This is a genomic window from Streptomyces katrae, from assembly GCF_000717655.1.
Classification (GTDB): Bacteria; Actinomycetota; Actinomycetes; order Streptomycetales; family Streptomycetaceae; genus Streptomyces; species Streptomyces katrae_B.
Map to the genome: position 1 here is coordinate 15,238 of NZ_JNZY01000021.1, position 21,135 is coordinate 36,372.

The window sequence follows — 21,135 nt, forward strand, 5'->3', positions numbered from 1 at the left end:
GAAGGGGCCTCCAACAACGTCACGCCACAGGTTCAGAACCCCCAGAGAAGGAGACCGGGGTGGAGACCATGACCGCGACGGCGGGCATGTTGTGCCGCTTGGCCGCGGCGACCAGCGGCGCCCTGGATGCGGGGGTGACGTTCGTGGCGTCCACGACGGTGAACCGGCGGCGGCGCATCCGGGCCTCCAGGAGCAGGTGCAGGGCGGCGACGGCGTCGCCGGTCGCCTCCTGGTCGCCCGCGTCGTCGCTGACCACCTCGCGCAGGGCGTCCAAGGACAGGACCTGGGAGGCGGCCCAGGTCCGCGCGAGCGTCGACTTGCCCGCTCCACTGGCTCCGATCAGGACGACCAGGCAGGCGTCCGGCAGGTACGGGAAGGTCAGCGACGTCATGCGTGGGGCTCCTTGGATCTCGGGTGCGGACGGACTGAGACGGGTGCGGGAGGGGCGGGTCACCGGGTGGTCGCCTTGGTGGTGGCGATGAACGCGGCGACGGTCTCGCAACCGTGGTGGAACGCGCCGTCGAGGTGGAACGCGCCGTTGATGCCGAAGTCGGCCAGGCGGTAGAAGCCGCCCTTGCCGGTCTTGTCGGCAAGCTTCTCCAGCAGTCCCTTGCCGGGGACGCGGCGGTCCGCGGCGTAGTGGGTGCCGAAGGACACCGCGAGCGCGGCGGCGGCCGCGGCAGGGTGGACCCGGATGCCGAGCGCGCGGGCGCCGAGCCCGGCGACGATCGCCTGCGTGGCCACATAGGTGAGGCAGTGGTGCAGGCACGCGGCACGGCCGCTGGCCGTGCCGTGGGTGGTCTCCTCCTCGGTGACGGGATCCGTGAAGGTGACCGGGTGCTCGTCAGAGGCGCCCTTCACGCGGGCGCAGAAATCGGACTGGACCCAAAAATCTCCGATGGCGCTTCCGGCGCGGGTCAGTCCGAGCAGGGCGGCGAAGACGGCGGGACGGTGCGTCATGCTGGATCTCTCCTGATCTCGAAGGGTGAAGGAGCGGGCGGCCGGCCTTTGCCGGTGCTGCGGCCGCCCGGTAGTGCGGACCCGTCCCGGCCGGTGCGGTCGGGACGGGGCTGGCTCACGCGGCCAGCCGGTGCGTGGCCGGGGCCGGGGCCGTCATGCAGCTGCTCGGGTCCACGGGGGTGCCGTCGAAGCACTCCAGGCAGCACCCGAGCTTCTTGGAGAGGCAGATGTAGAACCGGCGGCCGCACTCGCCGCAGGTCTGCCTGGCCGCCATTGCCTGATCGAGGGCCCGCTCCTGGGCGAGCGTCGGAACGCGTTTGGGCTTCGCGAAGTCGACGCGGAGCAGGAAGCCGCGGGTGGGGTGGGTGCAGGACCACTGCGGCCGGGTGGCGCACAGCTTGCAGCGCAGGATCGCGACCGGGCCGCAGTTGCTGCCGGGGCTCAGGCCCATCTCTCGTAACTGCCTGCGGGTGACGAGCCCGTCGGGCACCGTGTTGCGGTCGTACTCGGGCAGCGCCGCGTCCCAGCGGGGCACCCGGTTCACCTCGCGGCGGCGGCGCTTCTTCCGCAGGCGCGGCATCACCTGCTCCAGGCGGTGGGCAGGCGGTCGGGGCGGTGCGGGTAGCGGGGGCCGGGGCGCTGCGGGCGGGGGCGGCCGATCCGGCGGCGCGGGCGGGGGATGAGCACGGGCTGTTCCTCCAGTCGTCGGTGGGCGGTGCTCGGATCAGGCGGTGGTGATGCCGGCGATCTGCGCGGCCTGGGTGCCGGTGAGGGTGAAGTCGGGAGCGGCGAGGAGCGCTTCGGCGACGGCGGTGATGCGGTCCCACTCGCGGTCGACGATTTGCTGGGCGGTGGCCATGACGTGGTCCCAGGCCAGGCCGCCGTCGGGGGCCGGGCCGGTCTCGGTGACCTGGACGCCCTCGGCGGTGAGGATGCTGAGCGCCATCTGCTTGTCGTGGTCGGCCACGGTGAGGCTCGCCGTCTCGGGGGTGAGGCGGCCTGACTCGGCGAGCTGGTGGAGGTCGGCGGCCTCGCCGGAGGCTCCGGAGACCACGGCGATGTCCAGGTAGGTCCCGAAGGACCTGGCCCAAGTGGTGGCGCCGGTCCAGCCGGTGACGCCGTCGCGGGTGATGGTGTGGATCCGGGTGCGCTCGCAGGTGAAGCCGACGAGCTGGCCGAGCACGGTGTGGCCGGCCTCGTGGTAGGCGAGCCCGCGCTGGATCATCGGGAGCGGGGTGAACTGGTAGCGGGCGTGCCGGTAAGGCGTGTGCGCGTCGAGGGTGTACATCGCGTCCTTCTCCGGATCCGGTCGGCTGTGGTCAGCGCTGCGCCCCGCCGACGTCGTGCTGGTGTCGGCGGGGCGCAGCGGACGGTGGGGTGTTGCGTGCGGCCGGGCGGCCTGTCCGGTCCTCGCCGCGCCCGCGGGGCGGGGTGGGCGAGGGCCAGGCAGGGCGTCGGGTCAGCGGGCGGCGCGGGTGCGGAGCAGGCGAGTGGCCCACTGCCGCAGCCGGTCGAGGCGGGTGGGGTGGGTGTGCCGCCAGGCGGTGTCGAACACGTGGTCCTTGGTCGGGAAGGAACGGGACACGCCGCAGGTGCAGGTCCAGGCGTACAGCTCGGGGCGGGTGTCGTCGCGGGTGGCGGTGACCTTCGCCGGGGCGCCGTCGTGGCGTCCGTGGAAGGTGCCAGCCCAGAGCTCGTTCTTGTCCAGCTTCATCGGGGTGCCTTTCGGGTTCGGTGACGGGCTGTGGGTCAGCGCTTCTGGAGGGGGTGCACGTTGTCCGGGGCGTCGTCTTCCTCATCCGGCGCGGCGTCGGAGGCCGGGGCCGGGAGGTGGAGGTGCGGCTCGATCTGGTGGCCGGCGTTGTGGATGTGGGTGAAGAACGCCGGGCGCAGGGTCAGGCCGCGCAGCGCGAACGCGGAGGCGGCGGTCCAGGCGAGGACGGCGAGCCCGGTGGCGATGGTGCGGCCCTCGTCGGGAGCGGCGTCCCAGACCATGGCGATACTGGCCGCGCCCCACGCGGTCCAGGTGAGGCGGGCACCGCTGCTGCGGGCGAAGCCGCCGATCAGGCCGAACAGGCCGACGAGCTGCCAGACGGTGTAGACGGTGGAGGCGCTGATCGGCAGCGTGTCGGAGTGCGCGGCGACGTACGTGCGGATCGGCTGGTCGATCGCGGCGAAGACGCCGGTGGAGGTGTCGGTGCCAACCTGGACGCGGGGCGCGGCCGTCAGGAGGCCGTGCAGCATGGCGGCCAGGGCGTCGGTCGCGCTGTCCAGCAGCAGGATGACGAAGCAGATCCCGGCGAGTCCGATGGCCGCCTTCAGCCAGTTGGCCATGCCGTGCCAGCCGAGCGCGGGAGCCTTGTGCAGGTCCTCCCATCGGTCGTGCAGGACGCCGCCGTCGTCCCAGGCGCCGGCCCACCAGGCGCGCAGGGCCGTACCGGGCGGCTGCTGCTCTTCTGTTTCCTCCAGCAGCAGGGGCGCGGGCGCGGGAAGGCCGAGGGCCTGGGCGCGGTCGGCGGACGGGTGTTCCTGGCGCGGGCCGGGGATGTTCGGGGTGCGGTCGTTGTGGTCAGCCACGGTCGGCTTCTCCTTCGGAGGCGGTGACGGCGCGTACGGGATGGGCATGGTTCTGTTGCCGGGGCCTGGTGGTGCGACAGGCTGGGGCGAGGCCAGGGAGCAGCAAGGGGGCGCGATGGCAGTCGAGTTCGATTCGGTGATCGCCGACGGGGTGATCTATCCGGCGTTCACGGACGACGACGGCGTGCTGTGGATCGACGACGAAGATGACTACGAGGTGGTCGTCGACCACGCGATCGTCGACGGGGTGATCTACGAGGCGGAGGTCGATGAGTACGGCCGCCTGCTGATCTACCTGGACGACTGAGCGCGAGGGCTGCCCGGGCGGCCTGCCCCGTACTCGACTCCCGGCCGTGCGGGCGGGGTTCGAGTACGGGGCAGGGTGTCCGGTCAGTTGTGGATGTCGTTGCGGGTGCGGGCGAAGAACATGCCGCGCGTGGTGCTGTGGCTGTTGATCTCGGTCCGCATGGTGACCGGGCCCTCGTAGATGTTCTTGGTGACGGCGGAGCGGGCGCGGTTGATCGCGCCGCCGATCGCGGTGGCGGCCATGGCGAGGCCGGCGAACGGCAGGGTGACCATCAGGACTCCGGCGAGGCTGACGGAGGCGAGGCCCTGCAGGACCAGCCAGGCGCCGCAGCCGATGCCGGTGACCCCGGCGCCGACGCCGATGGAGGCCACCGCGATCCCGGCCGCCCAGGCGGGCACGATCCGGTGGTCGGGCTGATGGACGGGCGGGGTGTCGCCGTAGGCGGGCACGGGGGAGTGGTCGCGGTACGACGTCGGGAAGTGGGCCGGCTGCTCGGTCCGGAAGCTCGCGTCCATGATCCGCTTGGCTTCGGCGGCGGCCTCGGCGTCGGACATCGGGCGGCCAGCTGTGGGGTGAAAGTCCATGGTGTTCTCCGTTCGAGTACGGGAGCGCCCTCCCTGCCGTGGTGGCGGGGAGGGCGCGAGGGACGGGCGGGGCTGGGGAGCGTCGGGCTACTGCCGGTGGGCGGCGGCCTCGAGTTCGGCGAGCGTCGGGTACTGCCGGAGCCGCAGGGCGAGCCGCGGGCCGGTCTCCGGCTCGGGCTGCTCCTGGATGTCGTTCTTGCGTCCGGCGAGCAGCAGCTCGGTCAGCAGCCGGTGGGCCTCGGGGTCGTTGGCGAGGACGGTGGCGGCTTCGTCGATGACGAACAGGGGGCGGTCCATGGTGGGCTCCGATCGGTTCGTGGGCGGGTTATCCGAGGGTGCTGATCCATCCGGCGATGCCGCTGATCGCGCCGTTGATGGCGGGCGCGATGCCGGTGGAGGCGAGGGAGAAGCCGAACAGGACGGCGGCGAGCGCGGGCCACAGCCGCAGGTAGCCGGTGCGCACCAGGACCACGACGAGGATTCCGGCGAAGAAGACCAGGGAGATGGTCAGCGCCACAGCGGGTGAGCTCCTTCGGGAAGGCCGGCGGCCGGGCTGGGCTCGGTGCCCGGCCCGGCCGGGCGGTGTGAGGGTGTGGGTCAGTTCCTGATCGCGGTCAGGGTGTTGCGGACGCTGCCGAGCTTGACCTCGCGGCCGCCGTCGGCGTTGACGAGCTCCAGGATCTGGAGGGCGTCCAGCGGGTCGTCGTGCGCGTCCAGGACGGACTGGATGCGGTCGCGCAGCGTGCGGGCTCGCGGCTTGGCCGCGGCGGCCGGGACCGGTGAGGGGGCCGCCTTGGCCCCGCCGCCGCCCTTCTTCTTGCCGCCGCCTTCGCCGTCCTCGTCTTCTTCGGGCTCGGGAAAGACGGCCCGGTACGCCTCCATGCCGTCCAGGCGCTGGCAGTAGGCGTCCCCGATGAGGCCCCAGGCGTCTTCCTCAATCTCGGGCGGGGCGCCGGGCCCGTACAGGTCGAGGACCATCGGGTCCAGACCGTCGGTGGGCATGTCGGAGCCGATGTTCCAGAACCGCATCTTGCTGGTGGGGTAGCGGCCGTTGACGTTGTACGCGGTGCCCTGAGTGCCGGGCAGGTCGCTGTCGTCGTGCTCCTCGTCGAACTGCGAGACGAGATCGACTTCGCCCGCGTACTTCGGGATCGGCGCGAGGACCTGCCCGGCGGGCAGCAGGCCATCAGTCACCAGCTGCTTCATCATCGAGCTGGTCCAGCGAAGCAACACGACTTCGCCTTCCTTCAACATCGCGCGCAGGGTGTCGCTGCCGCCCATCTCCTCGAGGTGGCCGGCCTGCGCGAACAGGCCGATGCCGACGCCGAGGGAACGGCCGGTGCGGCCGATGTCCTTGATGTAGAAGGTGGCCTCGTCCCGGTAGGGCGCGCCCTTCTCCAGGAGGCGGTTGGCCTCGTCGATGATCTGGTAGATCAGCGGGTCGGGCCGGTCGCGCAGGAACTTGGAGCGGCCCAGGCGGGCGTAGCGCTCCTGGCGGTCCATCATGGTCAGCCACGTCGTGCGCAGCTGCGCCATCGTGCCTTCCTGCGTGGTGACCCGCCAGGCCACGTTGCCGTCCAGGCCGGGTCCGGCCTGCCCGAAGGCTTCCGGTGCGGACTGGCCGCCCTTGAGGTCGGCGTACAGGACGGCGATCCCGGACCGCTTCATCGCGGCGAGGATGATCTGCCCGGCGGTGGACTTGCCCGCGCCGGTGGTGCCGAACAGCAGCAGGCGCTGCGCGGACCCGGAAGCCGGGTCGTACAGCCGCAGCAGGGAGGGCCGGCCGTTGTGGTAGCGGCCGATCCAGATGCGGCCGCGGGCGTCCATGACCAGCATCTGCGGGTCGGCGAGGATGACGCGGGCCAGCGGGTCGTGCGGGTAGATGGTCACCAGCGCCTTGGTGCCCATGACGCTGGTCTCCACCGCGAGCCGGTTGACGTCCGCGATGTGCAGCGCTGCGGCGAGGCGCTGCGGGTGGTACGTGATGATGTCGCCGGGCTCGGCCGCTTCCACGGTCAGCTCGTAGATCCTGCTCATGCGGGGAGCTCCTTGGTCTCCTCGTCGGGGATGTCGACGGTGCGGATCGCGGTGATGACGGTGGAGGGCATGCCCTTGGGGGCGATGAGCTTCTCCCAGGCCGTGTAGATGTCCAGGGCCTCCTCGGGGGCCTGGCCGACGGTCAGCCGCCGAACGCCGGCGCCCTGGCGAGGCACCGGGGTGATGGCGATCTCGTCCTCCGGCCAGTTGATGGCCGCGGACAGCTCCAGCAGGTCGATCTTCGGGACCGGCTTGCCGGGAAGGGTGGAGCGGATGACGGCGGTCATCGACCTCTCACCGGTGCGTTCGATCTGCTCCAGCACGGTGTTCGGGGCGGCGCCGCCCTCGATGGCGACGTGCTGCGCCCAGAACACGGCTTGCGGGTGCTGCGGCCCGGCCTGAACGTCTTCCTGGACCAGGAGCTCGCGGGTCTGCTCGATGGCTTCCGGCGTCAGGGACTTCTCCCGGCCGACCAGGACGCGCGCCACGCGGGCCGGGCGCACGTAGAGCACGGCAGCGGTCCAGCCGGCGTCCGCGAGGAGCTCCCAGTACCAGTCGATGCCGGGGATGATCCGCTGCGCGGTGAGCAGCACGGCCATCGAGACGGAGGGGGTCATGTAGAGGCCCATGGCGGTGTTGCCCGTCGGGTCCCGCCGCAGGGTCAGGGACCAGGCGGCGCCCCAGCCGGCGCAGCCGAGGGCGGCCAGGACGGAGGGGCCGTAGAAGTCGTGGGTGAAGGCGCCGGTGGCGAGCGCGCCGGTGCCGGCCACGGTAGCGACGCGGCCGACGGCGTTGCGTGCCAGGGCGAAGCGGCTGCGCAGGGGTCCGAGGCGGATCATCGGTGAGCTCTCCTTGTCAGGGCATAGGGAAGGGCGGCGAACCCTCTCGGGGTTCGCCGCCCTTCGTGCTGGTGCAGGGTGGGTGGGTCAGCGGTTGCTGTAGAAGGTGCGGTCGGCCATTTCGATGCCGTCGGGCATGGTGTTGGCGGCGTCCGCGACGGCGCCGTAGTCGGCGATGTGCCCGTCGGCGGTCTCGTGGAAGAGCGTGGACATCTCCTCGCACTCCACGGCCATGGCTTCGGCTTCGTCCTTGCAGGACCGCATCACGGTCGCTGCCTCGCGGTGCTCGTTGACGGTGGATTGGTCGACGGCCTTGGACGCGGCGAGGTCGGCGAGTTTGTCGACCGCGTTCGCGCAGTCCTCCACGTACTTGAAGGTGGAGCGGACCTGGTTGGACAGGCCCGCCATGGTGGCGCTGGCTGCGGTCAGCTGCGCGACGACGATGCCGAAGCGGACGGCGCCGACGATGGCGGAGCCGGTCTTCTGAAGAGCGCCGCCGATGACGGGTACGAGGTCGGACACGGTGGGGTTCTCCTATTCGACGTGGTAGTCGCGCTCGGCGGGGGCGGCGTGTCCGGCGTCGCGGACAGCGTCGGCGAGCGGCTTGTGACGGCGCTCGGCGTTCTCGCCGGCGGTCCAGATGGCCTCGGAGGCGGCGGGCAGCTTCTCCGCCAGGGCCTCCGCCTTCGCCTTCACGCTGACGGCCTTCTCGGCGAGGATCAGGACCCAGCCCTCCAGGACGCCGGGCACCTTGAGTTCGACGATCTTCGCGTGGAGGGCTTCCAGCCGCGTCATCATCTGCTCGCAGCCGTCTGCGGCGGCGCGGGCCTCGTCGACGCCCGCCATGATCTCCTCGGCCATGTCGGCGTCGGAGTCGATGACGTCGTAGATCGTCAGGTCGCTGTCGGCGTACTGGGTGCTCGGTGCCTTCGTCGGGATGGGCACGGTCACTACGGTTCCTCCTGTTCTTGCTGCGGGAATCGCTCCGGCGGGAACACTGGCTCGGCGGCGTGCCTCGCGCTGGCGTGCCTCCCAGACCTGGCCGCCGGTCTGTTCGACGGTGATCGTGGTGCCCTCGGCGTAGCCCCAGCCCGGGGGAGGGCCGAACCCTCCGGCCGGTGCCGCGTCCGGTCCGGACGTCGTGGTGGAGCTGGTGGAGCTGGACGGCTCGGGATCCGGCCGCCCGGAGCGGCGCGCACCCGCCCGCTCCCACCAGCCGCGCAGGGAACGGCGCCTGTCGCCCTTCCGCTTGGAGGCCGAACCGGTCGGGCCCGTACTGCCGGTGGGGCCGGCGGCCGGGCCCGGTCCCGGCTTGCGGGGCTTCTTGGTGAGCTTGACCTTCTTGCGTAGGTTCACCTTCGACGCCGTCCCGGTGGGGCCAGCGGGTGCGCCCGGTCCCGGCTTGCGGGGCTTTTTGGTGAGCCGGACCTTCTTGCGCAGGTTCACCTTCGGGGCCGTGGTGGTGGCGGGCTTGGGCTTCTTCGTGAGGCTGACCTTCGGCTTCGCCGTGGTCGTGCTGGGCTTGGGCTTCTTGGTCAGGTCGACCTTCGGCGTGCCCGGTGTCGCCGTCCCGGCCGGGGCCGGCTTCTTCTTCTTGCCCTTAGGGAACGTGGTCAGGACCGGCGTCAGGTGCTTACGGCGCTTCTTCAGCCGCCGCGCCGATTCCGCCGCGATGGCCGCCGGGAGCGTGACCCGGCCCTTGCCCTTGCGCTTCGGGGGGCCGGCGGCGCCCGGCTTCCCTCCGCCCTTCTTGCCCTTGCCCTTGCGGCCCGTGGACGGAGCGGGCGAGGACGGCCGCTTGCGGCCCGGCTTCGAACCCGTCCCGGACGAGCCGGGCTTCGTCCCGGACGGGCCAGGCTTGGTACCCGAGGTACCGGGCTTCGTGCCGGAGGAGCCCGGCTTCGTGCCCGTGCCGGGCTTGGACCCGGTCGGGCTGGTCTTCGCCCCGGGCCCGCGGCCCGGCTTCGAGCCGGAGGACGGCGTGGCGCCGCCGCCCCCGCCGGACTTGCCGGAGGTGCCGGTCGTGCCGGTGCCGTTCTTCGGCTTGGGGCCGTTGCGGATCCGGTCGGCGGCCCGGTCGCGGACGGCTCCGGAGAGGCTGCCGGAGCTATTCTTTGTGCCGGTTGTCGGGGTCTTCCCGCCCCCAACTCCGGGCTTTACGCCGCCCTTTGTCCCGGAGGGCTCCAGGGCGCCCCTGCGGCCTCCGCCGCCGCCTCCGCGCCCGCCGATGCCCAGCGAGGGTGTACGGCCGCCAGAGGCGCCGCCAGGGGCCTTCGTGGGCGTCTTGGATCCGGAGCCGCCCGGCGACTTGGAGCCGCTGGGGGAGCGGAACGTGCTGGGCGCGGAATTCTTTCCGGAGTTTGTCCGGCCGCCTCCGCCGCCCGACGTGCGGGTGCTGCGCCCGAATTCCGGACCGGGCTGCAAGCGGTTTTTCTGGCGGGCCGCTTCCACTGCGATCTCGGCTTTATCGGCCGCCGCCCGCTGCTGATCTGCAATGGCCCGGTGGTGTTCGTGCCGGGCTTTCAAATAGGCGGCGGCATTCCATGCACCGCGCATTGCGGCGACGGTAATTCCGGCCATCATCACCACCGACATGGCGGCGATTCCGGTCCCGTGCGGGCTGTCCGGGATCCCGGGGTCCGCGTGTGCGGTCGTGGTGTCACCGCCTGCGCCGACGTCGGAATTCCCGGCCACCAGAAGGGAGGGCGGGGGCGCCAGGGTGGGCAGGGCGGTCAGGGTAGGGGCGTCGGCCCCGGGGGCCGGCGGGCCGCTGCCCACCGGCCCCGGGATCGTCAGCCCGCCGGGGAAGCCGAGGACGGTCCCCCCGGCGTCGTCGTCGGCCATCGGCCGTCTCCATTCGATCAGTCACTCCGGGTCACGAAGCCAGGGGGCCTCACGCGCGCTTATAGGCGCGCATGTTGGGCCCCCCGGATTCACGGGGTGAAGCGGTGATGATGAGCTGTGATGAGCGCGGAGCGTTACGGCGAGGTCGGCCGGCCCTGCTGCTCCGTCGTCCAGCGCTGGAGCAGCAGGACCAAGTCGGCCCACGCCTTGTCGTCGGTGCCCGCCAGGAGGCGGGCCAGGTCCCACAGCGCGGTCGCCCGCGCCTTGTTCGTGGTGGTCTCCGCCAGGCGCTTGTTCCAGCGCGCCGTCTGACCCTTGGAAAGGCGACCGGTCACTTATCAGGCCCTCTTTTCCAGGAAGTCCAGGAAGGTGTTCTGACCGCCGCCCGTGCCGGTCTTCTGCACGACTCCCTTCCCGTCGCCGCTCGGCTCATCCAGGGCGCTCGTGAGGCCGTTCAGGTGACCGGCGGTGTTGACCGCGCGGGCGGTGGCCAGGCCCTTCTTCTGGGCCTTCTCCAGCTCCTTCTTTTCCGCTTTCCTCTCGCGCTTCTCGGGCAGCTCGACGTAGCGCCGCTGGAATTCGGCGTCGAGCTTTCCGGCGTGGTTTACGGCGTCCCGCAGGTCCTTTTCGAGCTGCGCCAGCGGGCGGGAGGCGAGATAGGCCCGGATTCGGGCCTCGTAGGGCTTGTCCCCGTCGAACTTGATGTTCTCCAGGTCGGCCCGGTACTCGCCGAGCAGCGCCCTGACCTCGTCGGCCATCTGCCGCAGCCGCTCGCGCTGCTGGGCGGCGTACAGGGCGGTGCCGCCGGGCTTCATCAGGTGGTCTGAGGTCCACCGGTTGCTGTTCTCGGGCATGGCAGAAGACCTCCAGGTCTCGGGGGTGGGGAGGGGGAAGGGTTCGTGGGTCCGTGTCCCCGAGGCGTGCGTGCGGGGCCGGGGTGGTGCTCGGTTCGGGCGGGCGGTCCGCGCCCCGCGCGGGGCGGGTGCGGACAGCGGGCCTGCCGGCCGTGGCCGTCACCGGTCCGCGCTCACGCGTGTGAGCGTGGGCGCGGGCCGGGGGGCGACCATGAGCGGCAGGGAGGGTGAGCGCCGGGTGGGCGCTCAGGCGTTGACCGGGACGCTCGCCCCGGCGCTCACGCTCGCGCTCGCCGGGGCGCTCGGGGTGCCCTCCTCGACCTGCTCGCGCAGGCGCTGGGCGGTCGGGCGGGAGACGGGCTCGTCGGACAGGCCCGCCTGGGTGAGCGCGTCGCGGATCTCGGTCCACTGCGGGCGGCGCCCAAGCTCGGTGTAGAGGAGCCGGATCCGTTCGTGGCGGCGCTCGGTGAGCGCACCCTGCTCGCTGCGCGTCCGGACGCTCTCCGCTCGGTGAGCGTCGTCGTCCTCCACGGAGCGCTCACCGGGGTGAGCGCCTACGGTGAGCGCCGGGCGCTCACGCTCACCCTCCCCGTTGCCGAAGGTGAGCGCGCTCACCTCGGGGTGAGCGTCGCCCGGTGCCGGGTGAGCGTCGGCGCTCATGTCCGCGCGCTCCACGGTGTGAGCGTCCTCGGGGGTGAGCGTGTCGGCGAGCGCGGCGGGCGCGCTGCCGAGCTTGAGCGCCATCCGCTGCTCCAACGGAGCCTTCCACCGCCACAGCAGACCGTGCTCCTCACGCAGCCGCGCTCGCAGCCAGGTCTCCTGCTGGAGGCGGGTGAGCGCCTCCTCGTAGGAGTGGATCTCCCACAGGATCATCCGGCGGCGAAGCCGGGCGGTGGGGATCGGAGCGAGCAGCCAGCGGCTGCGGCGCACCGTCTCCATCCGCACCTTGCCGGTGACCGCGCCGATCCGCGTCGCGTACACGTGGGAGGCGATCTCCGAGAACACCACCCACAGCAGCGTGAGGGCGGCGTGCCCGATGCGGCCCGAGGCGGAGTCCGAGGCGTTCCAGTTCAGGTACACCGTCACCGCCGTCAGCACCCGCGGCACCCAGCGGATCCAGCGCAGCTCCATCCCCATCCGGATCAGGATCAGGTTGGCGCCGGTGAACGCGGGGATCGCGACGTCGATGCCGACTGGCAGCAGCCACGGCCATTCCCAGCCCCACGCGGCGGCCTTGGCCTCCAGGGCGGTGTAGGAGGAGAGCAGGCCGAGGGTGGACACGGCCGCGGCCGCCAGGACGATCCCGACGACCAGGAGCAGCTCCTGCCCGGACAGCGGCGGGACGCCACCGGCGGGCCGGGCCTCGTCGCGGACCTTGCGCCGCTTGGCGCGGGATTCGGCCCGGATCTCCCGGCGCCGCGCCCTGCGCACGGTGCGCTGCGTCGCGGCCTCGAGGATCCGTTCGGCCTCGGCCAGGGCCTGCGTGGCCGCGGCCTGGTCGGTGGTGGCCTTGGCCGCCGCCTCCCGGGCCGTCTTCGCGTCCGTCTCGGCCCGCTCCCGCAGCCGGGCGACGTCCGTGTCGGTGGCGGCCCGCAGCTCCTCGGCGGCCTTGCGGGCGTCGCCCAGGGCGCGGTCGGCGTCGGCGCGAAGGCCGGCGGCCAGCTTCTCCGCCCCGGCCCGCACCTGCGCGGCCTGCTCGTCCGCACTCCGGCGAGTCCGCTCCGCGTCGGACCGGGCCTGCTCCAGGACCTGTTCAGCGTCCTTGGCCGCGCCCGTACGGGTGTCGGCGGCGGTGCGCTCGGCCTCAGCGAGGAGCTCGGCGCCCTTCTCCTTCACCTCGGCGAGAACCCGCTCCGCCGCCCGGCCGGCCTCCGTACGGGCCTGCTCGGCGTCGGCGGCCGCCGCGTTCTGGGCCTCCTGCGCCCGGCGGCGCGCGTCGGCCAGGACCTCCTCGGCCTTCCCGGCCGCGGCCGTGGTGAGGGCGTCGGCCTCGCCGCGTGCGGCGGCGAGCAGCTGCTCCGCCGTCGTCTCGGCGTCGGTGCGGACCTGCTGGGCGTCGGCGGCCGCGGTGGTCGCGGCGTCCTCGTGGAGCCGGTCGGCGGCCTTGGCCGCGTCGGCCAGGAGCTCGTCGGCCTTGCCGGTGGCCTCGGTGGTGAGGGCCTCGGCCTGCTCCCGGGCGGTGGCGAGCAGCTGCTCCGCCGTGGTCTCGGCGGCCGTGCGGGCCTGGCCGGCGGCCGTGGCGGCGTCGGCCAGGAGGCGGGACTTCTCGGCGGTGGCCTCCTCGGTCAGGGTGGCCGCCTCGGTGCGGGCGCCGTCCAGCAGTTCGGCGGCGCGGGCCTCGCCCTCGGCGACGATCCGGGCGGCGTCGGCGGCGGCCTGGTCGCGGAGGTCGGCGGCGCGGTCGGGGGCGTCGGCCAGGACCGGGTCGGCCTCCTCGTGCACCAGCGGCACGGTGTTCTCGGCGGCCGGGGCGGCGGCCTGGTCCGGGACGGTGGTCGGCGGCGTCGACGGCCGGGCGGCGGCGGTGCGGGGCTGCCGCTTGGGCTGGCCCCGGCGGCGGGCGGTGGTCTTGGTGGCCACGGGGATGTCCTCTCGTACGTTCCGGCGCCTCCGTGAGAAGGGCACCGCGGGGGCAGCGTCGGTCGGTAGGGTCGGGACCAGGTCCTCCGAGCCCCCGGCAGCTTCAATGCCGGGGGCTCGGGGGACCGCTGTGCTGCGGGGGCTGGTGGGTCAGTCGCTGGCGGGCAGCTCCGGGCAGCGGTTGGCCGTCTGGTGCTGCTGGGTGAGCCAGGCCATCGCGGCCGCCGTCATCTCGTCCGCCGCGCCTGCGGTGTTGAGCGGGGCGGTGTCGATGTCGCGCATCGCGTCGGCCGGCGGCAGCAGACGCATGTAGTCGCCCTGCGCGTCGTTGATCACGCCGCCCTTGACGGGCAGCAGGGTGTAGCGGATGCCGCCGGAGACGTAGGTGTTGACCCGGCTGACCCGGCAGACGAACGTGTGGTTCGGCTCGCCGCGCCAGAACCGCTCCGGGTCTCGGTAGAGCACGAAGTCGTCGCGCTGGTACGCGACGGCCTTGCCCTTGGTGGTCGCGGGCTCGGAGAAGGCGTGCATACGGGCTCCCTGGATCAGTGGTCCGGACTGTCCGGCTCCCAGTCACCGCCCGACCCGGCTCGCCGAGGTTCGGCGGGCCGGTGCGGGCGGATCAGGCAGCCGTCAGGCCGACCACGCGCTGCTGTTGGCCAGGGACGCCGCCGCGTGGAACGCGGCCGCGCTGGTCTTCCCGCTGCGCGCCGTGCCGCCGATGAGCGGGTGGGTGTCCGCGAAGAGGGGGAGCGCGGTGTCCACGGCGCCGGTGGGCCGGTGCGGGGCGACGATCCGGCCGTCGGGGAGCAGCTCGCCGGTGTCGTCGAAGACCACCAACGCGTTGCAGAGCAGGCTCCAGCCCTGTTCCGGGTGGGCGGCCACGACCTTCGCGGCCTCCCGGTCCGGGCTGTCGGCCGTCGGGCAGGTCGGGGTGTGCGTGCAGAGCGAGTCCGGCAGCCGGGTGGTGCCGGCGGCCGTCGCGGTGTCGGTGCTGGTACGCATGGGCTCTCCTGCGGGGATGCGGGCCCGAGACTCTCCCGGGCTGGAGGCGTGCGAAAGGCCGGCTGCCCGTCTGGCGGGCGTCCGGCCTGGGTGAGCAGCGCGGTGCGGGAGCGGAGTTGGGTTTCCGTCCCGCACCGCGGTCAGTCGTACGGGGCGTCAGCCGTGCAGGCGTCGGCCCAGGTCGTGGTTCTCGTTCGTGCGGCGGAGGTTGTCCTCCAGGCGCTTCTGGTCGGCCTCGCTCATGCCGCCGACCCGGCCTTCGCGTTCCGGGCCCGGTTGCGGGCGGCGCGGCGCTTCATCGCCCGCCGCTCCTCCTCGGACAGGCCGCCCCAGACGCCCTCGTCCTGGCCGGACTCCAGCGCCCACTGCAGGCACTGCTCCATGACCGGGCAACGACGGCAGACGGCCTTGGCCTCCTCGATCTGCAGGAGCGCCGGGCCGGTGTTGCCGATGGGGAAGAACAGCTCGGGGTCCTCTTCGCGGCAGACCGCGTTGTGGCGCCAGTCCATGCCGATCACTTCCCCTGCCGGACGCGGCGCAGGGCCTCGTCCATGTCCGTGTCGGAGTCGCCGTTGTTCCGTGCGATGCTGTCCTGCATCAGGTCCTCCACGTAGGTCCTGGACAGCCCCGGGGGGTTCCAAGTCACCGGGGCTGTCGTCGTGTTGGCGGGTCGTACGACCGGCCGCGACCAGCGGCCATCCCCGTGGTGCAGTAGGGGGTGGCCGGTGATCGCGGGCGTCCGTCCAGGGCCACCTGGTCAGGCGGCGGTGTATTCGGGGCGGCATCCGGAGCGGACCGTCCTGCGCAGGCGGTCGGCGTAGGGGAGCAGGACGTCGACCAGGCGCTCGCGGACGCGGGCGGTGATGGCCGGGTCGGCGGCGAGGATGTCGCGGGACGCGTCGACGCGGGCGGTGATCTCGGCGCCGTACGTGAGGGCGAGCTCCTGGCGGTGGTCGGGCGGGACGGTCAGGACCGCGGCCGCGTACCGGCGCATCTCCCGGGCGGTGCCCGCGGGCTCGTGCATCTCCAGCGGTGTGCCGAAGGCGATGTCGAGGTCGACGTCGAAGTCGGCGGAGAGCGGGACGTCGAGCGCGTCCAGGAGCGCGAGCGTCTCGGCGTCGAACACCTCGCGGGTGCTGGGCCGGTGGGACGTCAGGTCGAGGTGGCGGGCATCAGGGCCTCCAGGTCGCGGTGCGTCAGGCGGGACGGGAGCAGAAGGCCCCGACCTCGTCCCCCGCGCGGAGCGGGAGTCGGGGCCGGGGCCGTGGGCGGTCGTGCTGGTCAGGCGGCGAGCGCTGACCTGTTGCAGCGGGCGGTGTACGCGGCGGCGGTCTCGCCCGGGGCCGGGGCGGGCAGCGCGGCCCTGACCGCAGCCACCAGCGCGGTGTGCGCAGGCTGGTCCGCCGGGGTCAGGGGGCGGCGCCAGACCGTGGCCAGGTGCGTGTAGGCGGCGAGGGTGAGGTGCTCCTCAAGGACGTCGCTCGCGGAGCGGTCCTGGGTGGCGTCGGCCAGGGCGCGGAGGGTGCCGGTGGCCAGGGCGCTGACGGAGCGGCGGTCCCCAGCGGTCTGGGGGGTCATGGCCAGCGGGGCGCCGGCGGGTCCGTCGACAGCCCGACCGCGCGTGGTGGGGATCGCGTCGGCGGGCACCGTGCGGGCGTCGTCGGCCCGGCGGGCGGCGGGCACCGCACGCTCCCACTGGGCTCGTCGGTCGGCGGGCCGCTGCTGCGGCCGGGCGACCTTGAGGGTCTGGACGGTGGCGCGGCGGTGGCTGGTGACGTCGACGGCGAGGCGCTCCTCGCGCGCCCAGTCGCTGTACTGGCGGCGCCAGGTGTCGCCGCTGATGTCCACGTTGACGAGGCGGTTGCTGGAGCGGCAGCGGATCGCGTCGGCGACGCCGGCCTTGCCGGTGTGGTGCGGGACCGTCTTGAGCAGGTAGGTGCCGCGGTGGGGGGTCACGGCCACCCAGGTACCGCAGTCCGGGCACACCACCGAGATGCGGCGGGTCTGCGTGGTTTCCACGGTCCGCATGTCGATGTGTCCGGGCGACAGGGTCGAGAGGACGATCGCGTCGAGGGGGCTGACGCGGGAGGTACGGGTGCGGCCCCGGCGCTTGGCGGCCTTGGGCATGGCGAGCTCGGGCATGGCGACTCCTCGGCAGGAAGAGGGAGGGGGTTCGCGGGGGCGGATGCTCTCTCCACCCACCAGGTCCACGAGCCATCGGCCCGCGTCCCGGCGGATAGACAGCGCATCAACGCTGAGGTCGTGCAAGCAGTCCTGCCAGGCCGGGGGGTTTGGTCTTGGCTACCGCCTCCGGCCACCTGCCCGCCTCCGAAGAGACGAGCTGCAGAAACTGCGGTGGTGCTGACTCGGTGCTCCCGGAGGACCACCGCCTTACATACATCAGGTTGCCTCAGGTACCCTCATGTGTCAAGCGGTATAGTGAGGCAACCAGATGAACCTGAAGGAGGCGAAGGCACATGTCCGGGCCACCCCGAGCCGACAACCGGCCGCCGTACGCGCGCATCGCGGGCCACTACCGCGACCTGATCAGCTCTGGCGACCTCGCGCCCGGCGACCTCCTGCCCAGCATCAAGACGCTGGCCACCGAGTGGAACGTCAGCACCGCTACCGCAGATCGTGCGATGAGGCTGCTGCGCGAGGAGAAACTCGTACAGGGCATCCCGGGCGTGGGCACAGAAGTGATGGGCCGCCCCATCTCGCTGTCCTCCGGATCGGAGCGTCACGACCGCAGCAGCAAGACCCAGTCCTCCTGGGGTGTGGGCGAGAAATCCTCCGGCCACACCGCCGGCATAGTCGAAGCTCCTGAGGACGTTGCGCAAGCGCTTGGTATTTCGCCTGGTGACGACGTGATTCGCCGCAGCCGTGTCTACCGGGACGATCACGGCATCGTCTCCCACTCCACGTCCTGGATCCCCGCCGAGTTCGCTCGGGTGCTGCCGGATCTGGCACGCAGCGCGCGACTCAAGGGCGGGCTGTCGCTCGACTTGATCGCTCGGGCCACCGGGCGCCAGGTTGATAGGCGGATCGACGAGGAGTCGGCGCGGATCGCCACCGCGGACGACCTCGAGCTCCTGGAGCTGGAGGCCGGTACCACCGCGGCGATCCTGGTCCTCACCGCCCGCTTCATGGACGACGATGGCGAGGTGCTGGAGTACGGCGTGGACCTGGGCGCTCCGGGTCGCACGCGAAGGACGACGTCGGAGGTCGTGCGGTGACCCCACACAGCTCCGGGCTTCTGGACGACACCCTCGTCGGGTGCCTTGAGCACCGGCTCGACGTGCTCCTGCACGCGCAGCGCACCGACACCCTGCCTCTGGAAGGACGATTCGAGATCCGACGCATCTCCGCAGCCCTGTCCGGCCGGCCGGGACCCGTACCACGGGCGATCCTTCTGTCCGGTCTGCAGGGATCCGGCAAGACGACCCTCGCCCGCGCTCTGGAGCAGACCGGGTTCCGGCGCCTCTGCCCAGACGAAGAGATGTTCCGCCGGTACGGCCACTACGGCAGGGATTTCCCCCGGGGCGAGTTCAAGGTCCGGGAGGCCCCTGTGCTGAAGGACATCGCTCTTGAGCTCCAGGAGCTCCTGGAGACCGGACACGACGTCGTGGTCGATCACGGGTTCTGGACTCACGAAGAGCGGGCCCACTGGGCTGCGATAGTGATGGAGGCCGGCGGCGCGCCTGTCCTGATCTACCTGCCGGTGCCACACGAGGTGCGCTGGGACCGGATCCGGCAGCGAAACGAGCAGTCGCTGGTCGACGCCAACGCGATCGAGTTCAGCGAGGAGGACCTGCTGCGCCACGCGGGCCGCTTCGTCCCGCCGACGGAGGAAGAGCCGCACATCGTGTACGACGGTGTCCCCGAGCACGTCCTGGCGGAGCTGCGCCGTGCACGCCCTTCCATGGATGGCGACCCTCATTGATTTTCGACCTCCCACGAGCGGCTATTCACGTGGGCCATCCCACTCTCGACGGAGGAAACAGACCACCACAGCGCCGTGAGCAGCTTCATTCACGGGTTTTCAACATCTGCATACACACGGGATTTCGGGGCCTAGCCCTAGGCTCGCGGCCATGACGATGACGGAGGGGACCAGGGTGGGGAAGCACCGTTCAGGGTGGCGACCGGACAAGCTGCGCGAGCAGCGCGAGGCCCATGGACTGACCCTTGAAAAGGCTGGCGAGCGTCTCCGTGAAGTCGCCGAGAAGGCCAAGCTCAAGGGCATCCCGGCCGCGAACCCGCAGACTCTGTGGCAGCACGAGCAGGGCGAGGTCTACCCGGGCCCGCACTACCGGCGCGCCTACTGCCTCCTGTACCGCGCGACCGAGCCGGACCTTGGCTTTCGGGCCGCCCTTCCAGGGGAGGAGACGTCTTTCAAGCTCACCCCGATGGACGACCGCCTCAACGGCGCGCATGTTCTGGCCGTCGAACGGGCGATCCACCACATCTCGCCCGGCACCGACGACGCCGGTCACTTCAATCTCCAGCAGCGCATCATCGACGCCTGGAAGCGTAGGCACACCGGAGGCGATCCTCACCGCCCCGTTCTGCTCCTGGTCGGCGGTTACGCAGGCAGCGGCAAGACTGAACTGGCGAGGTTCTTCGTCCAGCTCACGGGCTGGCCGCTGCTCGACAAAGACCCGCTCACCCGCCCGCTGGTGGAGCGTCTCTTGGCCGCGCTGGGTGGTGATCCGAATGACCGGCACACTGATCTCTACCGGGAGAAAGTCCGGGCGGTCGAGTACGACTGCCTGATGCAGTCGGCCATGGCCAACATCAAGTGCGGCATCTCCACGGTGTTGACCGCGCCGTTCATCGCGGAGATGACCGACCCGGCCTGGATGCAGCGCCTGACCAACCGCGCTGGCTCGATGGGTGTCGACGTCTTCCCGGTGTGGGTCCGCTGCGATGAGGAGTCGATGCGCGAATACATCGGCTTCCGATCCGCTGCCCGGGACGCATGGAAGCTCCAGCGCTGGGACGAGTACATGAAAACGATCGACTTGGACTTGCGGCCAGCGGTGCCGCACCTGGTCGTCGACAACCGTTTAGGGACCGCGGTGACGCTCGCCGACCAGGCCCGCCAGGCGATGGGTGCGATGTACGCATGACCGCGAAGCAGGGAGTCATCCTCTACGGCCCGCCGGCGGCGGGCAAGGACACCGTCACCAACGCGCTTACCGAGCTGCGCTCGACGTACACGCAGTTCGAGCGACTCAAAGTCGGATCGGGTAAGTCCACCGGCTACCGGATGGGCACGGCGGAGCAGCTGCGCGCACTGGAGGCCACAGACGCCGTCGTCTACGCAAACTCCAGGTACGGCAACACCTACGTCATCGACGCGCCGGGCCTGGATGTCGCGTTCGCCGCCGGGGTGCCGGTGGTGCACCTGGGGCAGGTCGACGGCATCCGGGCCCTAGTCAATGGCTACGCAGCCGACTGGACCGTGGTCCTGCTGTGGTGCCCCCGCGAGGTGACCGCGCAGCGATCTGCGGGCCGGGGCGACAGTGACACCACGGCGCGATTGTCGGCGTGGGCGGCGACCAGAGAAGACCTGGACGCTCACCCGAACATGGTCTGGGACCTGACTGTGGACACCCAGGCGTCGTCTCCGCAGGACGCGGCACGGCTCATCGACCGGCTGCTGGCGCAGCGGGCTGGGGCAGCGACGGCATGAGCGCGGGTTACGGCCGCGCGAGGCGATCCAGGGCGTCGGCGAGCGTGAGCTCGCTGTCGTCCTTGACGTCATTCCACCGTGCCAGCGTGGACGCGGCAGCGTGCAGCATTTCGGGCGGCAGTCCGGTGGCCGCGAGCGTGTCGGCAGCTTCCTCCAGCTCTGGGCCCCATCGCCAAGCCCGGGCCGCCGTCTTAGCGACGTACTCCGGCTCCGCGAGGTACGAGTCGGTGCGCCGGGAAGCGATGTCGATGAGCTCCTGGTCGACGCCGTGCTCACGCGCCATGCCAACCGCGAGCGCCACCAGCACGCGACTCGTCTTCTGGAACGACGCGTACGACAGCTTCAGCGCAGACGCCTTCCCGACTTCCGGGCCCAGCGTCCTCGTCTTCACGGAGGTGCCTACGAAGAGCGCCTCGATCCGCGCGGTCGCATCGGCCGGGCCCGACAGGTACAGCGTCGGCGTTTTGCCGCGCACGGGCGGGGAGCCGACGACGCCGCCGTCCACTACGGTCGCGGCCGGTTCGAGCAGCTCGGCAATCCGAGACGCCCGCTCGGGGCTGATGGCGTTCGCCTCCACGTACACCCCGGTGAAGCCGTGCGCGGCAACGTCGCGGGCCAGGTCCTCAGCGGCCGCCGGCGGGCAGAGGCTGATGACGATGTCGCTGGGGTACAACAGCCCGGGCAGCGTGCCCACCGGCGTCAGGCCGAACTGCTCAGCGCGCGCCGCGGACGCAGTGCTACGCCCGGCCGCGCACCAGAGGACGGCGGTCGCGTTGGTCGCAGCGCAGGCGGCGACGGCCGCACCCATGCTGCCTGGGTGGAGGATGCCGACGGTGGGCTGGTCCACGGT

27 protein-coding genes and 1 pseudogene are annotated in these 21,135 nt (G+C 72.0%); 5 read left to right on the plus strand and 23 right to left on the minus strand.

Annotated features, from left to right (window positions below):
• Positions 1-49: 49 nt before the first annotated feature.
• From IF09_RS0123945 to IF09_RS41895, 6 genes and pseudogenes are all read right to left on the minus strand, one after another.
• Positions 50-391: pseudogene (locus IF09_RS0123945) on the minus strand (AAA family ATPase); the annotation flags it as partial.
• A 59-nt stretch (positions 392-450) separates the two neighbouring features.
• Positions 451-960: a hypothetical protein gene (locus IF09_RS0123950; protein ID WP_030298965.1), complete on the minus strand. Its 510-nt coding sequence runs from the start codon at positions 958-960 to the stop codon at positions 451-453.
• 115 nt (positions 961-1,075) lie between these two features.
• Positions 1,076-1,540, minus strand: a complete 465-nt coding sequence (locus IF09_RS0123955; RefSeq protein ID WP_030298966.1) for an RRQRL motif-containing zinc-binding protein — start codon at positions 1,538-1,540, stop codon at positions 1,076-1,078.
• 144 nt (positions 1,541-1,684) lie between these two features.
• The gene (locus IF09_RS0123960) at positions 1,685-2,248 is read right to left on the minus strand and encodes a hypothetical protein (RefSeq protein ID WP_030298967.1); all 564 of its coding nucleotides are present in this window, start codon (positions 2,246-2,248) and stop codon (positions 1,685-1,687) included.
• A 171-nt stretch (positions 2,249-2,419) separates the two neighbouring features.
• Positions 2,420-2,674 carry a hypothetical protein gene (locus tag IF09_RS0123965; RefSeq protein ID WP_030298968.1) on the minus strand — a complete coding sequence of 85 codons (255 nt, stop codon included), beginning with the start codon at positions 2,672-2,674 and terminating at the stop codon, positions 2,420-2,422.
• 35 nt (positions 2,675-2,709) lie between these two features.
• Positions 2,710-3,537, minus strand: coding sequence for a hypothetical protein (locus IF09_RS41895; protein WP_051832803.1), 828 nt, complete (start codon positions 3,535-3,537; stop codon positions 2,710-2,712).
• 115 nt (positions 3,538-3,652) lie between these two features.
• Here IF09_RS41895 and IF09_RS0123975 point away from each other — a divergent pair, with 115 nt between their 5' ends.
• Positions 3,653-3,844, plus strand: coding sequence for a hypothetical protein (locus IF09_RS0123975; RefSeq protein WP_030298970.1), 192 nt, complete (start codon positions 3,653-3,655; stop codon positions 3,842-3,844).
• Between the two features lie 83 nt (positions 3,845-3,927).
• On the opposite strand, the gene IF09_RS0123980 is transcribed toward IF09_RS0123975, so the two are convergent.
• The 16 genes from IF09_RS0123980 to IF09_RS41900 form a co-directional block, all read right to left on the minus strand.
• Positions 3,928-4,428: a hypothetical protein gene (locus tag IF09_RS0123980; protein WP_030298972.1), complete on the minus strand. Its 501-nt coding sequence runs from the start codon at positions 4,426-4,428 to the stop codon at positions 3,928-3,930.
• An 87-nt stretch (positions 4,429-4,515) separates the two neighbouring features.
• Positions 4,516-4,725 (minus strand): hypothetical protein, encoded by a 210-nt coding sequence (locus IF09_RS0123985; protein ID WP_030298974.1) that lies wholly within the window; start codon positions 4,723-4,725, stop codon positions 4,516-4,518.
• A gap of 28 nt (positions 4,726-4,753) precedes the next feature.
• Complete coding sequence (locus tag IF09_RS0123990; RefSeq protein WP_030298976.1) at positions 4,754-4,945, minus strand: hypothetical protein; 192 nt, start codon at positions 4,943-4,945, stop codon at positions 4,754-4,756.
• A gap of 80 nt (positions 4,946-5,025) precedes the next feature.
• Positions 5,026-6,465: a hypothetical protein gene (locus tag IF09_RS0123995; protein WP_051832804.1), complete on the minus strand. Its 1,440-nt coding sequence runs from the start codon at positions 6,463-6,465 to the stop codon at positions 5,026-5,028.
• Entirely contained in the window at positions 6,462-7,304 is an 843-nt protein-coding gene (locus tag IF09_RS0124000; RefSeq protein ID WP_030298980.1) for a hypothetical protein, read from the minus strand. Before IF09_RS0124000 ends, IF09_RS0123995 begins: the two co-directional genes overlap by 4 nt.
• Before the next feature lie 87 nt (positions 7,305-7,391).
• The gene (locus IF09_RS0124005; RefSeq protein ID WP_051832809.1) at positions 7,392-7,826 is read right to left on the minus strand and encodes a hypothetical protein; all 435 of its coding nucleotides are present in this window, start codon (positions 7,824-7,826) and stop codon (positions 7,392-7,394) included.
• Between the two features lie 12 nt (positions 7,827-7,838).
• Positions 7,839-10,148, minus strand: a complete 2,310-nt coding sequence (locus IF09_RS44795) for a hypothetical protein (protein WP_030298988.1) — start codon at positions 10,146-10,148, stop codon at positions 7,839-7,841.
• Between the two features lie 134 nt (positions 10,149-10,282).
• Positions 10,283-10,483 (minus strand): hypothetical protein, encoded by a 201-nt coding sequence (locus tag IF09_RS0124015; protein WP_030298990.1) that lies wholly within the window; start codon positions 10,481-10,483, stop codon positions 10,283-10,285.
• 3 nt (positions 10,484-10,486) lie between these two features.
• Positions 10,487-11,002 (minus strand): hypothetical protein, encoded by a 516-nt coding sequence (locus IF09_RS0124020; RefSeq protein ID WP_030298992.1) that lies wholly within the window; start codon positions 11,000-11,002, stop codon positions 10,487-10,489.
• Positions 11,003-11,248: 246 nt separating this feature from the next.
• Positions 11,249-13,582 carry a DUF2637 domain-containing protein gene (locus IF09_RS0124025; protein ID WP_037635833.1) on the minus strand — a complete coding sequence of 778 codons (2,334 nt, stop codon included), beginning with the start codon at positions 13,580-13,582 and terminating at the stop codon, positions 11,249-11,251.
• Positions 13,583-13,732: 150 nt separating this feature from the next.
• On the minus strand, positions 13,733-14,113 hold the full coding sequence (locus tag IF09_RS0124030; protein ID WP_030298996.1) for a hypothetical protein: 381 nt from the start codon (positions 14,111-14,113) through the stop codon (positions 13,733-13,735).
• 102 nt (positions 14,114-14,215) lie between these two features.
• Positions 14,216-14,587, minus strand: a complete 372-nt coding sequence (locus tag IF09_RS48260) for a DUF5999 family protein (RefSeq protein WP_037635834.1) — start codon at positions 14,585-14,587, stop codon at positions 14,216-14,218.
• Between the two features lie 239 nt (positions 14,588-14,826).
• Complete coding sequence (locus IF09_RS0124045; RefSeq protein ID WP_030299005.1) at positions 14,827-15,096, minus strand: WhiB family transcriptional regulator; 270 nt, start codon at positions 15,094-15,096, stop codon at positions 14,827-14,829.
• A 5-nt stretch (positions 15,097-15,101) separates the two neighbouring features.
• Positions 15,102-15,233 (minus strand): hypothetical protein, encoded by a 132-nt coding sequence (locus IF09_RS48010; RefSeq protein ID WP_267882170.1) that lies wholly within the window; start codon positions 15,231-15,233, stop codon positions 15,102-15,104.
• A gap of 111 nt (positions 15,234-15,344) precedes the next feature.
• Positions 15,345-15,713, minus strand: coding sequence for a hypothetical protein (locus tag IF09_RS0124055; RefSeq protein ID WP_051832811.1), 369 nt, complete (start codon positions 15,711-15,713; stop codon positions 15,345-15,347).
• Positions 15,714-15,868: 155 nt separating this feature from the next.
• Positions 15,869-16,729, minus strand: coding sequence for a hypothetical protein (locus IF09_RS41900; protein ID WP_051832813.1), 861 nt, complete (start codon positions 16,727-16,729; stop codon positions 15,869-15,871).
• A 335-nt stretch (positions 16,730-17,064) separates the two neighbouring features.
• On the opposite strand from IF09_RS41900, the gene IF09_RS0124065 reads away from it, so the two are divergent.
• The 4 genes from IF09_RS0124065 to IF09_RS0124080 all read left to right on the plus strand — a co-directional run bounded on the left by IF09_RS0124065 (position 17,065) and on the right by IF09_RS0124080 (position 20,285).
• Positions 17,065-17,823, plus strand: a complete 759-nt coding sequence (locus IF09_RS0124065; protein WP_030299012.1) for a GntR family transcriptional regulator — start codon at positions 17,065-17,067, stop codon at positions 17,821-17,823.
• A complete protein-coding gene (locus IF09_RS0124070; protein WP_030299013.1) occupies positions 17,820-18,530 on the plus strand; it encodes an ATP-binding protein in 711 nt (236 codons plus the stop codon). Before IF09_RS0124065 ends, IF09_RS0124070 begins: the two co-directional genes overlap by 4 nt.
• 151 nt (positions 18,531-18,681) lie before the next feature.
• Positions 18,682-19,719 (plus strand): AAA family ATPase, encoded by a 1,038-nt coding sequence (locus IF09_RS0124075; protein WP_030299015.1) that lies wholly within the window; start codon positions 18,682-18,684, stop codon positions 19,717-19,719.
• Positions 19,716-20,285, plus strand: coding sequence for a phosphotransferase-like protein (locus IF09_RS0124080; protein ID WP_030299016.1), 570 nt, complete (start codon positions 19,716-19,718; stop codon positions 20,283-20,285). The genes IF09_RS0124075 and IF09_RS0124080 overlap by 4 nt, the downstream gene beginning before the upstream one ends.
• Positions 20,286-20,292: 7 nt before the next feature.
• On the opposite strand, the gene IF09_RS0124085 is transcribed toward IF09_RS0124080, so the two are convergent.
• The gene (locus tag IF09_RS0124085) at positions 20,293-21,132 is read right to left on the minus strand and encodes a DUF1932 domain-containing protein (RefSeq protein WP_030299017.1); all 840 of its coding nucleotides are present in this window, start codon (positions 21,130-21,132) and stop codon (positions 20,293-20,295) included.
• Between the last annotated feature and the right edge of the window lie 3 nt (positions 21,133-21,135).

What these genes read in the sequence shown, in the direction of transcription:
- IF09_RS0123955 (WP_030298966.1), bottom strand. Translation starts at nt 1,540, where the DNA reads ATGCCGCGCCTGCGGAAGAAGCGCCGCCGCCGCGAGGTGAACCGGGTG.
- IF09_RS0124030 (WP_030298996.1), bottom strand. Translation starts at nt 14,113, where the DNA reads ATGCACGCCTTCTCCGAGCCCGCGACCACCAAGGGCAAGGCCGTCGCG.
- IF09_RS0123980 (WP_030298972.1), bottom strand. Translation starts at nt 4,428, where the DNA reads ATGGACTTTCACCCCACAGCTGGCCGCCCGATGTCCGACGCCGAGGCC.
- IF09_RS0123975 (WP_030298970.1), top strand. Translation starts at nt 3,653, where the DNA reads ATGGCAGTCGAGTTCGATTCGGTGATCGCCGACGGGGTGATCTATCCG.
- IF09_RS0124075 (WP_030299015.1), top strand. Translation starts at nt 18,682, where the DNA reads ATGACGATGACGGAGGGGACCAGGGTGGGGAAGCACCGTTCAGGGTGG.
- IF09_RS0124020 (WP_030298992.1), bottom strand. Translation starts at nt 11,002, where the DNA reads ATGCCCGAGAACAGCAACCGGTGGACCTCAGACCACCTGATGAAGCCC.
- IF09_RS0123985 (WP_030298974.1), bottom strand. Translation starts at nt 4,725, where the DNA reads ATGGACCGCCCCCTGTTCGTCATCGACGAAGCCGCCACCGTCCTCGCC.
- IF09_RS0124000 (WP_030298980.1), bottom strand. Translation starts at nt 7,304, where the DNA reads ATGATCCGCCTCGGACCCCTGCGCAGCCGCTTCGCCCTGGCACGCAAC.
- IF09_RS0124045 (WP_030299005.1), bottom strand. Translation starts at nt 15,096, where the DNA reads ATGGACTGGCGCCACAACGCGGTCTGCCGCGAAGAGGACCCCGAGCTG.
- IF09_RS0123965 (WP_030298968.1), bottom strand. Translation starts at nt 2,674, where the DNA reads ATGAAGCTGGACAAGAACGAGCTCTGGGCTGGCACCTTCCACGGACGC.
- IF09_RS48260 (WP_037635834.1), bottom strand. Translation starts at nt 14,587, where the DNA reads ATGCGTACCAGCACCGACACCGCGACGGCCGCCGGCACCACCCGGCTG.
- IF09_RS0123960 (WP_030298967.1), bottom strand. Translation starts at nt 2,248, where the DNA reads ATGTACACCCTCGACGCGCACACGCCTTACCGGCACGCCCGCTACCAG.
- IF09_RS0123995 (WP_051832804.1), bottom strand. Translation starts at nt 6,465, where the DNA reads ATGAGCAGGATCTACGAGCTGACCGTGGAAGCGGCCGAGCCCGGCGAC.
- IF09_RS0124065 (WP_030299012.1), top strand. Translation starts at nt 17,065, where the DNA reads ATGTCCGGGCCACCCCGAGCCGACAACCGGCCGCCGTACGCGCGCATC.
- IF09_RS44795 (WP_030298988.1), bottom strand. Translation starts at nt 10,148, where the DNA reads ATGGCCGACGACGACGCCGGGGGGACCGTCCTCGGCTTCCCCGGCGGG.
- IF09_RS0123950 (WP_030298965.1), bottom strand. Translation starts at nt 960, where the DNA reads ATGACGCACCGTCCCGCCGTCTTCGCCGCCCTGCTCGGACTGACCCGC.
- IF09_RS0124080 (WP_030299016.1), top strand. Translation starts at nt 19,716, where the DNA reads ATGACCGCGAAGCAGGGAGTCATCCTCTACGGCCCGCCGGCGGCGGGC.
- IF09_RS41900 (WP_051832813.1), bottom strand. Translation starts at nt 16,729, where the DNA reads ATGCCCGAGCTCGCCATGCCCAAGGCCGCCAAGCGCCGGGGCCGCACC.